General features: G+C 68.9%; 15 protein-coding genes. 14 read left to right on the forward strand and 1 reads right to left on the reverse strand.

From position 1 onward, the window contains the following. Positions 1 to 14: 14 nt before the first annotated feature. Positions 15 to 611, reverse strand: coding sequence for a B-4DMT family transporter (locus tag K3M35_RS02275; RefSeq protein WP_024100782.1), 597 nt, complete (start codon positions 609 to 611; stop codon positions 15 to 17). A gap of 75 nt (positions 612 to 686) precedes the next feature. Between K3M35_RS02275 and K3M35_RS02280 the strand changes: the two genes are divergently transcribed. From K3M35_RS02280 to coaBC, 14 genes are all read left to right on the forward strand, one after another. Continuing rightward, positions 687 to 1,784: a Xaa-Pro peptidase family protein gene (locus K3M35_RS02280; RefSeq protein ID WP_006551440.1), complete on the forward strand. Its 1,098-nt coding sequence runs from the start codon at positions 687 to 689 to the stop codon at positions 1,782 to 1,784. A 34-nt stretch (positions 1,785 to 1,818) separates the two neighbouring features. Further along, entirely contained in the window at positions 1,819 to 2,382 is a 564-nt protein-coding gene (efp, locus tag K3M35_RS02285; protein WP_006551441.1) for an elongation factor P, read from the forward strand. Then, entirely contained in the window at positions 2,383 to 2,892 is a 510-nt protein-coding gene (gene nusB / locus K3M35_RS02290) for a transcription antitermination factor NusB (RefSeq protein ID WP_006551442.1), read from the forward strand. A gap of 208 nt (positions 2,893 to 3,100) precedes the next feature. Further along, complete coding sequence (gene pyrR, locus K3M35_RS02295) at positions 3,101 to 3,718, forward strand: bifunctional pyr operon transcriptional regulator/uracil phosphoribosyltransferase PyrR (protein ID WP_024100783.1); 618 nt, start codon at positions 3,101 to 3,103, stop codon at positions 3,716 to 3,718. Next, positions 3,715 to 4,656 carry an aspartate carbamoyltransferase catalytic subunit gene (locus K3M35_RS02300; protein ID WP_016691672.1) on the forward strand — a complete coding sequence of 314 codons (942 nt, stop codon included), beginning with the start codon at positions 3,715 to 3,717 and terminating at the stop codon, positions 4,654 to 4,656. Before pyrR ends, K3M35_RS02300 begins: the two co-directional genes overlap by 4 nt. A 44-nt stretch (positions 4,657 to 4,700) precedes the next feature. Beyond that, entirely contained in the window at positions 4,701 to 6,014 is a 1,314-nt protein-coding gene (locus K3M35_RS02305; RefSeq protein WP_220665919.1) for a dihydroorotase, read from the forward strand. Positions 6,015 to 6,022: 8 nt separating this feature from the next. Next, positions 6,023 to 6,514 carry a transporter gene (locus tag K3M35_RS02310; protein ID WP_220665920.1) on the forward strand — a complete coding sequence of 164 codons (492 nt, stop codon included), beginning with the start codon at positions 6,023 to 6,025 and terminating at the stop codon, positions 6,512 to 6,514. 117 nt (positions 6,515 to 6,631) lie between these two features. Further along, positions 6,632 to 7,813 carry a glutamine-hydrolyzing carbamoyl-phosphate synthase small subunit gene (carA, locus tag K3M35_RS02315; RefSeq protein ID WP_064852084.1) on the forward strand — a complete coding sequence of 394 codons (1,182 nt, stop codon included), beginning with the start codon at positions 6,632 to 6,634 and terminating at the stop codon, positions 7,811 to 7,813. Next, positions 7,814 to 11,158, forward strand: coding sequence for a carbamoyl-phosphate synthase large subunit (carB, locus tag K3M35_RS02320; RefSeq protein WP_220665921.1), 3,345 nt, complete (start codon positions 7,814 to 7,816; stop codon positions 11,156 to 11,158). Continuing rightward, complete coding sequence (pyrF, locus tag K3M35_RS02325) at positions 11,155 to 11,997, forward strand: orotidine-5'-phosphate decarboxylase (protein ID WP_220665922.1); 843 nt, start codon at positions 11,155 to 11,157, stop codon at positions 11,995 to 11,997. Before carB ends, pyrF begins: the two co-directional genes overlap by 4 nt. A gap of 429 nt (positions 11,998 to 12,426) precedes the next feature. Then, entirely contained in the window at positions 12,427 to 12,747 is a 321-nt protein-coding gene (gene mihF / locus K3M35_RS02330; protein WP_006551450.1) for an integration host factor, actinobacterial type, read from the forward strand. 64 nt (positions 12,748 to 12,811) lie between these two features. Next, on the forward strand, positions 12,812 to 13,363 hold the full coding sequence (gene gmk / locus K3M35_RS02335) for a guanylate kinase (protein WP_041803328.1): 552 nt from the start codon (positions 12,812 to 12,814) through the stop codon (positions 13,361 to 13,363). A gap of 76 nt (positions 13,364 to 13,439) precedes the next feature. Next, on the forward strand, positions 13,440 to 13,742 hold the full coding sequence (gene rpoZ, locus K3M35_RS02340; protein WP_006551452.1) for a DNA-directed RNA polymerase subunit omega: 303 nt from the start codon (positions 13,440 to 13,442) through the stop codon (positions 13,740 to 13,742). Then, positions 13,739 to 15,022 (forward strand): bifunctional phosphopantothenoylcysteine decarboxylase/phosphopantothenate--cysteine ligase CoaBC, encoded by a 1,284-nt coding sequence (coaBC, locus tag K3M35_RS02345; protein ID WP_041803329.1) that lies wholly within the window; start codon positions 13,739 to 13,741, stop codon positions 15,020 to 15,022. Before rpoZ ends, coaBC begins: the two co-directional genes overlap by 4 nt. Positions 15,023 to 15,061: the final 39 nt, after the last annotated feature.

Here is a 15,061-nt window from a genome sequence, read left to right on the forward strand (position 1 = left end):
TCACTACTCGGGTCTCACTGTTTCGGATCGACCCTCGGGAACACCTCGGTGGGCGAGTCGTCGCTGCGCCAGGCGGGATCGGTCTGCTGCGCGGAGTTCGCGGGAGCGGAACCCGCGGCCGCTCCGACGCCTGCGGGCGCGTGGTGATCGCGGTGGACCGACCAGTCGTCGTCGCGGGCGGCCTTGCGCTCGTTCCGGCGCGCGAAGAACCGGCCCAGCGTCACCGCCGCCATCGCCGGCAGGAATACCAGAAGCACGGTGAACGCGGCACCGGAGGTGATCTCGAAGAACAGGGACGTCACACCCACCGGCATCGGGGTGACGGTGTCGACGAGCCAGGTGAGGACCCCGCCGACCAGGCCGGTGACCGCACCGGCGGCGAGCCAGCGCATCGTCAGGTCGTCGCCCTCGTCGGCGTCGGGATGGGCGCGGTGGTCGCGGATGCCGTCGAGACCGGCCCAGACGAACGCTGCGACGACCACCACGGCGAAGCCCAGCCAGCGCAGTACCGATCCCTGCAACGGCCACTGGATGAGAGCGGCACCGAGCAGGACGCGCACGACCACGTGGACCAGGGCGAGCCCGAGTCCGCGGAGCAACCAGGGTTTCATGTACCTCAGCGTAACGGGTGGCGAAGCCGACAGTGTGTCCCGTCCCACAGCCGTGATCGCGGTAGGTTGAGCGATATGTCTGCCGACCACGCCTCCCGCCGTCGAGCGCTGCGTGCGCTGCTCGCCGAACGCGAACTCGATGCGCTGCTGGTGACCGATCTGACCGGTATCCGCTACCTCACGGGCTTCACGGGATCCAACGCGGCGCTGATCGTCTCCACCGAGGACGACGAGAACGAGACGCGCACCGTCATCTGCACCGACGGCCGCTACGTCACGCAGGTGGGGGAGCAGGTCCCCGACCTGCGGGCCGTGATCGCCCGGTCGTCGGCCGCCCACCTCGTCACCGAGTTCGGAACAGGTTCTGCGCGTTGGGGATTCGAGAGTCACGTCGTCACGGTCGACGAACGGTCGCGGTGGGGCGAGCTCGGCGTGTCCGTCCGCTTCGTTCCCGCTCCCGGGCTCGTCGAACACCTGCGGGCCGTGAAGGACGAACACGAGATCGGTCTGTTGCGCGAGGCATGCGGTGCGGCCGATCGCGCACTGGCGGACCTCATCGCGGCGGGCGGTCTGCGTCCGGGTCGAACCGAGAAGGAGGTCGCCCGCGACCTCGAATGGCGCATGTTCGAGCACGGTGCCGACGGCATCTCCTTCGAGACGATCGTCGCCGCCGGTGCCAATTCGGCGATCCCGCACCATCGCCCGACCGGCGCGGTCCTCGCGGAGGGCGACTTCGTGAAACTCGACTTCGGGGCGCAGATCGGCGGTTACCACTCCGACATGACGCGCACCTACGTGCTGAGCCGCGTCGCGGACTGGCAGCGCGACCTGTACGAGCTGGTCCTGCGCGCGCAGCAGGCCGGACGCGAGGCGCTCGCGCCCGGTGTCGACTGCGCCGCGGTGGACGCCGCCGCGCGCACCGTGATCGCCGAAGCCGGCTACGCCGACCTGTTCCTGCACGGGCTGGGCCACGGAGTCGGCCTCGAGATCCACGAAGCGCCCGGAATCGGCGCCGCGGCGACCGGTACACTTGTCGCCGGTGCGGCGGTGACCGTCGAGCCGGGCGTGTACTTCTCGGGGCGCGGAGGCGTGCGGATCGAAGACACGCTCGTGGTGCGGGAGCATACTCCGGAGTTGCTCACGCTCACCGACAAGACATTGACCGTCATTTGAGGGCGGTTCCTCGACCCTAGGAGACACGAACCAAGTGGCTGACACCAGTGACTTCAAGAACGGCCTCGTTCTGAAAATCGACGGACAGCTCTGGCAGATCATCGAGTTCCAGCACGTCAAGCCGGGCAAGGGTCCTGCTTTCGTGCGCACGAAGCTCAAGAATGTGACGTCGGGCAAGACCGTCGACAAGACCTGGAATGCCGGTGTCAAGGTCGAGACCGCCACCGTCGATCGCCGCGACATGACCTACCTCTACAACGACGGCACCGACTACGTCTTCATGGACGGCGAGACCTACGACCAGATCACCATCTCGCCCGAACTGCTCGGCGACAGCGCCAACTTCCTGCTCGAGAACATGCCCGTGCAGGTCGCCACGCACGAGGACGTCCCGCTGTTCGTCGAGCTCCCGGTCACGGTCGAGCTCGTCGTCCAGCACACCGATCCGGGCCTGCAGGGCGACCGCTCCACCGGCGGCACCAAGCCCGCGACCCTCGAGACCGGCGCCGAGATCCAGGTTCCGCTGTTCATCAACACCGGCGACAAGCTCAAGGTCGATTCCCGCGACGGCAGCTACCTCGGGCGAGTGAATTCCTGAGTGTCCGGTAACCAGAAGAAGCTCGGGGCCCGCCACAAGGCCCGCAAGCGCGCCGTGGACCTGCTCTTCGAGGCCGAGGCCCGCGACGTGCACCCCGTCGACCTCGCCGCCGATCGCGTCGAACTCGCGATCGACGACGACCAGGTCGCGCCGGTGCCGGCATACGCGCAGACCATCATCCGCGGTGTCGCCGACAACCTCGACGAGACCGACCGAGTGATCGCCGATCACCTGCACGAATGGACGCTGGACCGCCTTCCCGCCGTCGACCGCGCGATCCTGCGCATCGCGGTGTGGGAGCTCTTCCACGCGACCGACGTGCCGCCCGTGGTGGCCGTCGACGAGGCGGTCGAGCTGGCGAAGCAGCTGTCCACCGACGATTCGCCGGCCTTCGTCAACGGGGTGCTGGGTCAGATCGTCACTGTCGCCGACCAGGTGCGTGCAGCAGCCGCTGCCACCCTCGCCCGGCCGGCGCAGGAGTCGCAGGATCAGGGCTCGAACGAGTCCTGACTTCGTCACCCTTCTCGGGTGAGCGACGACACGAGGCACCGTGAGCGGGCCCGGTGGGAAGACTCCCGCCGGGCCCGCTCACGCATCCGGGCCTGTGTTGCGCTTCACCCGTCATCCGTGCCGAGGCGGACGTCGACGCTGATAGGCTCGACAACTGTCAGGCATCCTTTAACGATCCGTCCAGTGAGGCGGAGAAGGAGGTCGCTGTATGGCCGTGTCCGAGGACGGGTCCACAGCTTCTACCCCCACTACGTCCTCCGGTACCGGCGTGCCGGCGCGTGAGCTGCTCTCCGCTGCCGACGTCCACCGGACGATCTCCCGTATCGCACACCAGATCATCGAGAAGACCGCTCTCGACACCCCCGAGGACGCACCGCGTGTCGTACTCCTGGGCATCCCGACCCGCGGGATCACCCTCGCCCAGCGCCTCGCCGACCGCATCGAGGAATTCGCCGGCGTCCGTGTCCCGGTCGGCTCGCTCGACATCACGCTCTACCGCGACGACCTCCGCACGAAGCCGCACCGCCCGCTGGAGCGCACCTCGGTGCCCGAGGGCGGAGTCGACAACACCCTCGTCGTCCTCGTCGACGACGTCCTGTTCTCGGGACGCTCCGTCCGCGCCGCGCTCGACGCCCTGCGCGATCTCGGACGACCCCGCGCGGTGCAACTCGCGGTCCTCGTCGACCGCGGCCACCGCGAACTGCCGCTGCGGGCCGACTACGTCGGCAAGAACGTCCCCACCGCGCGCAGCGAGGACGTCCGCGTGCTGCTGACCGAACACGACGGGCGCGACGCCGTCGAGATCTCCGGAGGCAAGTCCCAGTGAAACACCTGCTCACCATCGCGGATCTGACGAAGGACTCCGCGACGGGGCTTCTCGACGAGGCCGAGCGGTTCGAGCAGGCACTGCTCGGGCGTGAGGTGCGCAAGCTCCCCACGCTGCGCGGCCGCACCATCATGACCGTCTTCTACGAGAACTCCACCCGCACCCGCGTGTCCTTCGAGGTCGCCGGCAAGTGGATGAGCGCTGACGTCATCAACGTCTCGGCGTCCAGTTCGTCGGTGAAGAAGGGCGAATCGCTGCGCGACACCGCGCTGACCCTGCACGCCGCCGGCGCCGACGCGCTGGTGGTCCGTCACTCCGCCTCCGGTGCCGCGCACCGGATCGCGCAGTGGACCAACGAATCCGGCTCCGGACCGGCCGTGGTCAACGCCGGCGACGGTACCCACGAACATCCCACTCAGGCGTTGCTCGACGCGCTCACCCTGCGCCAGCGTCTCGGCTCGATCGAAGGCCGCCGGATCGGCATCGTCGGCGACGTGCTGCACAGCCGTGTCGCCCGGTCGAACGCGCTGCTGCTGAGCATGCTCGGCGCCGAGGTCGTGCTCGTCGCTCCCCGCACCCTGCTGCCGGTGGGAGTGGAGACCTGGCCGGTGACGGTCGCCGATTCGCTCGAAGCCGAACTTCCCACCCTCGACGCGGTCATGATGCTGCGGGTGCAGGCCGAGCGCATGAACGGCGGGTTCTTCCCGTCCGCCCGCGAGTACTCGATTCGATACGGACTCAACGCCAAGCGCGCGGCATTGCTGCCGGAGCACGCCGTGATCCTGCATCCGGGTCCGATGCTCCGGGGCATGGAGATCGGTTTCCCGGTCGCAGACGCCCCGCAGAGCGCGGTGCTGCAACAGGTGAGCAACGGTGTCCACGTGCGGATGGCGGTGCTCTTCCGCCTGCTCGTGGGGACGGAAGGGAACCTGTCGTGACCCACACTTCCCACCCGGGAGACACAGGAACAGGAGACACACAGGTGACGCCGCAGGTGCTCATCCGCAACGTCCGCCTCTACGGCGAGGGCGATCCGGTCGACGTGCTGCTCGGCGACGAGCAGATCCTCGCCGTCGGAACCGACCTCGAGGTCGGCGACGACGCGGAGATCGTCGACGGCACGGGGCAGATCATGCTCCCGGGCTTCGTCGACCTGCATACGCACCTGCGCGAACCGGGCCGCGAGGACACCGAGACCGTCGATTCGGGCTCGGCCGCCGCGGCGCGCGGCGGGTACACCGCGGTGTTCGCGATGGCCAATACCGATCCGGTCGCCGACTCGGTGGTCGTCACCGACCACGTGTGGCGCCGCGGCCGCGAGGTCGGGCTTGTCGACGTCCACCCCGTGGGTGCGGTCACCGTCGGACTCGAGGGCAAGCAGCTCGCCGAGATGGGCACGATGGCCGCCGGTGTCGGTGGCGTGCGGATGTTCTCCGACGACGGCAAGTGCGTCTACGACCCGCTGCTGATGCGTCGAGCGCTCGAGTACTCGGCCTCGCTCGGGGTGCTCATCGCCCAGCACGCCGAGGAGCCGCGGCTGACCGTCGGTGCCGTCGCGCACGAAGGACCGACCGCGGCGCGTCTCGGCCTCACCGGCTGGCCCCGTGCCGCCGAGGAGTCCATCGTCGCCCGCGACGCGCTGCTCGCCCGCGACGCCGGAGCCCGCGTGCACATCTGCCACGCGTCGACGGCCGGCACCGTCGAGCTCGTCCGGTGGGCACGCTCGCAGAGCATCGCGATCAGCGCCGAAGTCACGCCGCACCACCTGCTCCTCGACGACTCGCGTCTCGAGAGCTACGACGGCATCAACCGGGTCAACCCGCCCCTGCGGGAGCGGAGCGACGTCGAAGCACTGCGACGCGGCCTCGCGGACGGGACCATCGACTGTGTGGCCACCGACCACGCCCCGCACGCCGAACAGGACAAGTGCTGCGAGTTCTCGCAGGCACGTCCGGGAATGCTCGGGCTCGAGACGGCGTTGTCCGTCGTGATCGAGACGATGGTCCGGCCGGGCCTGCTGGACTGGCGCGGCGTCGCGAAGGTCATGAGCGAGCGTCCCGCGGAGATCGTGGGCCTCGACGATCAGGGCCGGCCCCTCGAGGTAGGCGAACCCGCGAACATCGTGCTCGTCGACCCGGATACCGAGTGGACGGTGCACGGTCCCGACCTCGCGAGCATCTCCCACAACACGCCCTACGAGGACATGACCCTGCCGGGCCGGGTCACCACCACTGTGTTGCGCGGGCGGATCACCGCCCGCGACGGTGCGGTGTTCCCGCGCTCGACCGAAAGGTAGGAACCGACATGGATCGCGTTCTCATCACCGTCGGTTTCCTCGCGCTCTGGGTCGTGCTCGTCCTGCTGATGTGGAAGGGTTGGAAGGGACGTGCCCGACGCCAGCAGGACGTGGTCGGCGAACTGCCGACCGTGCCGGCGGAGCTGGGGGAGCGGCTCGTCGAGCCGACCACCGGTCTGTACGTCGGCAGCACGCTCGCGCCGAGCTGGCAGGACCGCATCGCGGTCGGTGATCTCGGCCACCGCGCCAACGCGGAACTGACCCGATACCGATCCGGTGCCCTGCTCGAACGCGACGGCGCATCCCCGATCTGGATCCCGCAGGACTCGATCCGCGCGATCCGCACCGAACGCGGTCTGGCGGGCAAGGTCATGTCCCAGGACGGGGTACTGGTCATCCGCTGGCAGCTGCCCTCGGGCACGGAGGTCGACACCGGCTTCCGCGGGGACGACAAGTCGATCTACCCGCTCTGGACGAGCGGGCCGGACGAAAAATCTTGAGACGGTGACGATCACAACGACGATGACGATCACGACGAACAACACGACGATCACGACACGCGAGATCTCAGCCCGCGCGGCCGGCTCTGGTGCGGTCGATAAGAACGGAGACAACGCATGAGCGGCAGAACATTCGGCGGCGGCACCGCGGTGCTGGTCCTCGAGGACGGACGTGCCTTCCGCGGCACCACTTTCGGCGCGGTCGGCCAGACGCTCGGCGAGGCCGTGTTCACTACGGCAATGACCGGCTACCAGGAAACCCTTACCGACCCGAGCTACCACCGCCAGATCGTGGTGGCCACGGCACCGCAGATCGGCAACACCGGCTGGAACGACGAGGACAACGAATCGGTCGGCCCCGACGGCAACGCGGCCGACTCGAAGATCTGGGTGGCCGGCTACGTGGTGCGCGACCCGTCGCGCACCACCTCGAGTTGGCGCGCCACCGGTACCCTGCAGGACGAACTCGAACGGCAGAAGGTCGTCGGGATCGCGGGCATCGACACCCGCGCGCTGGTACGGCACCTGCGCACCCTCGGCTCGATGCGCGCGGGAATCTTCTCGGGCGACGCACTCGCCTGGAACGGCGACGACCTCGACATCGACGCCCTCCTCGACCGCGTCAAGGCGCAGCCTCCGATGCTCGGCGCGAATCTCGCACGTGAGGTCACGACCACCAGCGGCTACGTCGTCGAACCCGAGGGTGAGGCGCGCTTCGACGTCGCGGCCCTCGACCTGGGGATCAAGAGCAACACCCCGCGACTGCTGGCTGCGCGCGGGATCCGCGTGCACGTGCTCCCCGCCACCACGACCCTGCACGACATCCTCGACCTGAAGGCCGACGGCGTGTTCCTGTCCAACGGTCCCGGTGATCCCGCGGCGGTCGGCGACGTGGTGCACCTGACGAAGGAGATCCTCGGCCAAGGGCTGCCGTTGTTCGGTATCTGCTTCGGCAACCAGATCCTCGGTCGCGCGCTCGGCCTGAACACCTACAAGATGAAGTTCGGCCACCGCGGCCTGAACATCCCGGTCATCGACCACGAGACCGGGCAGATCGCGATCACCTCCCAGAACCACGGCTTCGCGCTCGAAGGTGAGGCAGGCCAGGAGTTCGACACCCCGTTCGGGCGCGCGAAGGTCACCCACACCTGCGCCAACGACGGTGTCGTCGAGGGCGTCCGACTGCTCGACGGTTCGGCGTTCTCCGTGCAGTACCACCCCGAGGCGGCGGCCGGTCCCCACGACGCCGTCGACCTGTTCGATCGTTTCACCCGCCTGCTCGAGGGAGAGAAGAACTAAATGCCACGCCGTACCGATCTCTCCCACGTCCTGGTCATCGGGTCCGGCCCGATCGTCATCGGGCAGGCCTGCGAGTTCGACTACTCGGGCACCCAGGCGTGCCGGGTGCTCCGCGAGGAGGGCCTGCGGGTCTCCCTCGTGAACTCGAACCCGGCCACGATCATGACCGACCCCGAGTTCGCCGATGCGACCTACATCGAGCCGATCACCGCCGACTACGTCGAGAAGGTCATCGCGACCGAGCAGGCCAACGGCACCCCGATCGACGCGGTGCTCGCGACCCTCGGCGGCCAGACCGCCCTCAACACCGCCGTCGCGCTGTCCGAGCGCGGCATCCTCGACAAGTACGGCGTCGAACTCATCGGCGCCGACTTCGACGCCATCCAGCGCGGCGAGGACCGGCAGAAGTTCAAGGACATCGTCACCAAGTGCGGCGGCGAATCCGCTCGCTCGGCCGTCTGCTACACGATGGACGAGGTCCGTGCGACCGTCGCCGAACTCGGCTTCCCCGTCGTGGTGCGACCGTCCTTCACCATGGGCGGCCTCGGCTCCGGCATGGCCTACGACGACGCCGACCTCGAGCGCATCGCCGGCGGTGGTCTCGCGGCCTCGCCCACCGCGAACGTGCTCATCGAGGAATCCATCCTCGGCTGGAAGGAATACGAGCTCGAACTCATGCGCGACGGTGCCGACAACGTCGTCATCGTCTGCTCGATCGAGAACGTCGACCCGGTCGGTGTGCACACCGGCGACTCGGTGACCGTCGCCCCCGCGATGACGCTCACCGACCGCGAGTACCAGAAGATGCGCGACCTCTCGATCGCCATCCTGCGCGAGGTCGGTGTCGACACCGGCGGCTGCAACATCCAGTTCGCGATGGATCCGCGCGACGGCCGGCTCGTCGTCATCGAGATGAACCCGCGCGTGTCGCGGTCGTCGGCGCTCGCGTCGAAGGCCACCGGCTACCCGATCGCGAAGATGGCCGCCAAGCTCGCCATCGGCTACACCCTCGACGAGATCGTCAACGACATCACCAAGGAAACGCCGGCCTGCTTCGAACCGAGCCTCGACTACGTCGTGGTCAAGGCCCCGCGGTTCGCGTTCGAGAAGTTCCCCGGTGCCGACGGCACTCTCACCACCACCATGAAGTCGGTCGGTGAGGCCATGTCGATCGGCCGCAACTTCACCGAGGCCTTCGGCAAGGTGCTGCGCTCGCTCGAGACCAAGTCCGCCGGTTTCTGGACCGGCCCCGAGGTCGAGGGCACCCTCGAGGAGATCCTCGAAGAGATCCGCACTCCCACGGACGGCCGGTTCTACCGGATCGCCCGGGCGCTCGAGCTCGGTGCGACCGTCGAGCAGCTCTTCGACGCCACGAAGATCGACCCGTGGTTCCTCGAGCAGTTCGCGTACATCGTCGAGCTGGGCGAGGACGTCCGCACGGCCGAGCAGTTCGGTGCCACCGAGCTGCGCTATGCGAAGCACCACGGTTTCTCCGACCGGCAGATCGCGGCGCTGCGCCCGGCACAGTTCGCCTCCGAGGACGATGTCCGTGCCCTCCGTCAGGAGCTGGGCGTCCACCCGGTCTACAAGACCGTGGACACCTGCGCGGCCGAGTTCGAGGCGAAGACGCCGTACCACTACTCGACCTACGAGCTCGACCCCGCGGCCGAGACCGAGGTCGTCGAGCAGCGCGACAAGCCCAAGGTGCTCATCCTCGGTTCCGGCCCGAACCGCATCGGCCAGGGCATCGAGTTCGACTACTCGTGCGTCCACGCCGCGCTGACGCTGTCGGAGGCCGGTTACGAGACCGTGATGGTCAACTGCAACCCCGAGACGGTCTCGACCGACTACGACACCGCCGATCGCCTGTACTTCGAGCCGCTGACCTTCGAGGACGTCCTCGAGGTCTACCGCGCCGAGTGCGAGTCCGGCACCGTCGCCGGCGTCATCGTCCAGCTGGGCGGCCAGACCCCGCTCGGCCTGGCGCGTCGACTGAAGGCCGCCGGGGTGCCGATCGTCGGTACCTCGCCCGAGGCCATCGACCTCGCGGAGGACCGCGGCGAGTTCGGTCGCGTGCTCGACGAGGCCGACCTGCCGGCCGCGAAGTACGGCACGGCCACCACCTTCGAGGGTGCGCGCGAGATCGCCGCCGGCATCGGATACCCGGTGCTGGTGCGCCCGTCCTACGTGCTCGGTGGTCGCGGCATGGAGATCGTCTACGACGAGAAGGCGCTCGAGACCTACATCTCCAACGCCACCGAGATCTCCGACGACCGCCCCGTGCTCGTCGACCGCTTCCTCGACGACGCCGTCGAGATCGATGTCGACGCGCTGTGCGACGGCACCGACGTGTACATCGGCGGAATCATGGAGCACATCGAGGAGGCCGGCATCCACTCCGGCGACTCGGCCTGTGCGCTGCCGCCGATCACTCTGGGCCGCGCCGACATCGAGAACGTCCGCCGCTCGACGGCCGCGCTCGCGAAGGGCATCGGCGTCAAGGGCCTGCTCAACGTCCAGTACGCGCTCAAGGACGACATCCTCTACGTCCTCGAGGCGAACCCCCGGGCCTCCCGCACGGTGCCGTTCGTCTCCAAGGCCACCGCGGTGCAGCTCGCCAAGGCCTGCGCCCGGGTGATGCTCGGCGAGTCCATCTCCGAGCTGCGTGCCGCGGGCATCCTCCCGGCCGAGGGCGACGGCAGCGACATCCCGCTCGACGCACCGGTCGCGGTGAAGGAAGCGGTGCTGCCCTTCAACCGGTTCCGGCGTGCCGACGGCACGGGCATCGACACCCTGCTCAGCCCGGAGATGAAGTCCACCGGTGAGGTCATGGGCCTCGACGACGACTTCGGAACCGCGTTCGCGAAGAGCCAGACCGCCGCCTACGGCTCCCTGCCGACCTCGGGCACGGTCTTCGTCTCGCTCGCGAACAAGGACAAGCGGTCGATGATCTTCCCGGTCAAGCACCTCGCCGACCTGGGCTTCCACATCATGGCTACCGTGGGAACGGCAGAAGTGCTGCGCCGCAACGGTGTTCCCTGCGAGCAGGTCCACAAGGTCTCCGGCGAGGACAAGCCGGAAGGCGCACTCGACGTCGTCGACCGCATCCGCGCCGGAGACGTGGACATGGTCATCAACACCCCCTGGGGCAACGCCGGTCCGCGTGTGGACGGCTACGAGATCCGCAGTGCGGCGGTCGCCGCGAACATCCCGTGCGTCACCACGGTGCAGGGTGCCTCCGCGGCCGTGCAGGGTATCGAGGCGGCACTGCGCGGTGAGATCGGAGTCAGCTCGATCCAGCGGATGCACGCGCGGCTGCGCGGCGTACCCGCCGAACAGGCGTGACACCCTTCGGGCAGCGACTCGCGGACGCTCTCGGGCGCCGCGGGCCGCTGTGCGTGGGCATCGACCCGCACCCGGGGCTCCTCACCGCGTGGGGGCTCGGCGACGACGTCGGCGGCCTGGCCCGGTTCAGCGAACTGTGCGTCGAGGCCTTCGGCGACACCGTCGCGGTCGTCAAGCCGCAGGTGGCGTTCTTCGAGGCCTACGGCTCCGCCGGTCTCGCGGTGCTCGAACGCACCATCGCCGACCTGGGGGATGCGGGGGTGCTCGTCCTCGCGGACGCCAAGCGCGGCGACATCGGCTCCACGATGGACGCCTATGCGCGCACCTGGCTGTCGGACGGCTCTCCGCTGTGCTCGGACGCGGTGACCGTCTCCCCGTACCTGGGGTTCGGTTCGCTCGCTCCGGCGCTCGATCTGGCCGCCGGAATGGGCCGCGGGGTGTTCGTGCTCGCGGCGACCTCCAATCCCGAGGGTGCCCAGTTCCAGCGCGCGCGGCTCGACGACGGGCGCACCGTCGCGCAGGCCGTGGTGGACGAGTGCGCTGATCGCAACAGCGCTGCCCGCACGGACGGGGCCGCAGGGCTCGGCTCCGTGGGTGTGGTGGTCGGTGCGACCCTTACCGAGGCGCCGGACCTGTCCGACCTTCACGGGCCTATCCTGATGCCCGGAGTGGGGGCCCAGGGCGGCACCGCCGACGACGTGCGACGACTCGCAGGCGACCACCTGCGCGCGGTCGTGCCCAACGTCTCACGCGACGTGCTGCGGGCCGGCCCGTCCGTCGCCGACCTGCGGGCCGCCGTCACCCGCACGCTGGACGGCTTCGCCTTCCTGACGGACTGAGACGTTCGACTCTCGTGCCCGGATCGCCACGCGCGGTCCGGGCACGAGTCGTACATACCGCTCGTATGCACTCTGACCTGCGCTCGGAGTGGCGCGACACGCGGAATGGGAAAAAAATTTCTCGGCCCGCCGAGGCGCCGGAACAGTGGGCCGGTGAGTAGGGGAGCCGCCCGACCCGATGCGTCCCCCTCCGTCGCAGCAGATTACCGGTGACCTGGGGTTTTTCTCTGTTGGGGCAGTTCGTGGCGATGCCTGGACGCCGATCGGGGGGTGTGGGATCCACTGCGGGAACGGCGTGCACTACCGCACGGATTTTCGAGCGGATCGCCGGGGGGTGGGTTCGCATTCGTCGGTGGTCGTGAGTACGGTCGCTATCGCCGCTGGTTACAGCGGTGAAGACTCGAAAGCCAACGATGAGACGGAGGAACCGTGGCCCTTCCCCAGCTGACCGATGAGCAGCGCGCCGCTGCTCTGGAGAAGGCGGCTGCTGCCCGTCGTGCCCGGGCTGAGCTCAAGGAGCGCCTCAAGCGCGGCGGCACCGACCTCAAGCAGGTGCTCAAGGACGCCGAGAACGACGAGATCCTCGGCAAGATGAAGGTGTCGGCGCTGCTCGAGGCCCTGCCGAAGGTCGGCAAGGTCAAGGCGCAGGAAATCATGACCGAGCTGGAGATCGCCCCGACCCGCCGTCTGCGCGGCCTCGGCGACCGTCAGCGCAAGGCCCTGCTCGCCAGGTTCGATTTCGACGCCTGAGCACGTGGTAGCTGACGCACGACCCGTGACGGACAGCGCACCCGCAACGCGGAGGGGCCGGCTGGTGGTACTGGCCGGACCCTCCGCGGTGGGTAAGTCGACCGTCGTACGCCTTCTGCGGAGCCGGATCCCGGATCTGCACTTCAGTGTCTCGGCCACCACCCGGGACCCGCGACCGGGTGAGGTGGACGGGGTGGACTACCACTTCGTCGGCCGCGCCGAGTTCGACCGGATGATCGAAGCCGGTGAACTGCTCGAATGGGCCGACATCCATGGCGGCCTGCAGCGATCGGGTACTCCGGCCAAACCGGTGCTCGACGCACTCGCCGAGGGGCATCCGGTGCTCGTGGAGGTCGACCTCGCGGGAGCGCGGGCCGTCCGTGCGGCGATGCAGGACGCGGTCCTCGTCTTTCTCGCCCCGCCCAGTTGGGAGGTGCTCGTCGAGCGCCTCACCGGCCGAGGCACCGAAACCGACGAGGTCGTCGCTCGCAGGCTCGATACCGCCCGCAGCGAACTGGCCGCGCAGGACGAGTTCGACGTCGTGATCGTCAACGACGATGTCGACCGGGCCTGCGATGAATTGGTATCCTTGTTGGTTGGACCCGGAGCCGACTGATCCGTCCGCGCCTCGAGCGCATCCGGCTGCCGGTTCCGGCGCCCTCCCATCCCGCGACCTCTCAGGAGAACACCGAGTGAGCAGCATCCAGGCAGCCGCGACCGACCTCGAGGGCAACACCCTTCCGGTCTACGACACCCCCACGGGTATCACCAACCCGCCTATCGACGAGCTGCTCGAGCGCGCCTCCTCGAAGTACGCGCTGGTGATCTACGCCGCCAAGCGGGCACGCCAGATCAACGACTACTACAACCAACTCGGCGACGGCATCCTCGAGTACGTCGGCCCCCTCGTGGAGCCGGGTCTGCAGGAGAAGCCGCTGTCGATCGCCCTGCGCGAGATCCACTCGGATCTGCTCGAGCACACCGAAGGCGAGTGAGCAACCCCGCTTCGAGCGGCGAGGCCGGATCCGTGCAGCGCCGCCGCATCGTCGTCGGTGTCGCCGGTGGCATCGCCGCCTACAAGTCCTGCGCACTGATCCGGGCCTTCACCGAGAGCGGACACCACGTGCGGGTCGTCCCGACGGAGTCCGCCCTCGAATTCGTCGGGCGCGCCACCTTCGAGGCGCTCTCCGGCAATCCCGTGCAGACCGGTGTGTTCGCCGAGGTGCCGCAGGTGCAGCACGTCCGGCTCGGCCAGGAGGCCGACCTCGTCGTCGTCGCTCCGGCCACCGCCGACCTCATGGCGCGGGCGGTCGCGGGTCGCGCCGACGACCTCCTCACGGCCACCCTGCTCACCGCGCGGTGCCCCGTGATGTTCGTGCCCGCGATGCACACCGAGATGTGGGAGCATCCCGCGACCGTCGACAACGTCGCGACGCTGCGTCGCCGCGGTGCCGTGGTCGTCGAACCGGCCTCGGGTCGGCTGACGGGCAAGGACACCGGTGCCGGGCGCATGCCCGAACCCGACGAGATCTTCAATCTGGCCTCGCTGCTGCTCGAGCGGGCCGACGCGCTGCCCCGCGACCTCGCCGGTCGCCGCATCGTCGTGTCCGCCGGCGGTACCCGTGAGCCCCTCGACCCGGTGCGCTTCCTCGGCAACCGGTCGTCCGGCAAGCAGGGCTACGCGCTCGCCCGTCTCGCCGCTCAGCGCGGCGCCGACGTCACGCTCGTCGCCGGCAGCGTCTCGGGTCTCGACGACCCGGCCGCGGTCGACGTCGTGCGCGTCCAGACGGCCGCTCAGATGCAGGACGCCGTCGCCAAGCACGCCTCGGGTGCCGACGCGGTCATCATGTCCGCGGCCGTTGCCGATTTCCGGCCCTTCACCTTCGCGACCAGCAAGATCAAGAAAGGCGAGGGCGAACCCGATTCCATCGCGCTGACGAAGAACGACGACATCCTCGCCGGTCTCGTCCGAGCGCGTGCCGAAGGCGGTCTGTCCGCCGAGACGGTCATCGTCGGGTTCGCAGCGGAGACCGGCGACGAACACGGAGACGTGCTCACCTACGCCCGCGAGAAGCTCGCCCGCAAGGGATGCGATCTTCTCGTCGTCAATGCCGTCGGCGAAGGTAAGGCCTTCGAGGTCGACGACAACAACGGCTGGTTGCTGTCCGCGGACGGTTCGGAAACCGCCCTCGCCCACGGGTCGAAGGCCCTCATGGCCAGCCGCGTGCTCGACGCGCTGGGACCTCTGCTGGCGGAACGCAGCAGAATCGGGTGATTTCAATACTCGCGCCGACGCCTGCGGAGCAGTAGCGTC

Source organism: Rhodococcus sp. DMU2021 (assembly GCF_019641445.1).
GTDB classification, from domain to species: Bacteria; Actinomycetota; Actinomycetes; order Mycobacteriales; family Mycobacteriaceae; genus Rhodococcus; species Rhodococcus pyridinivorans.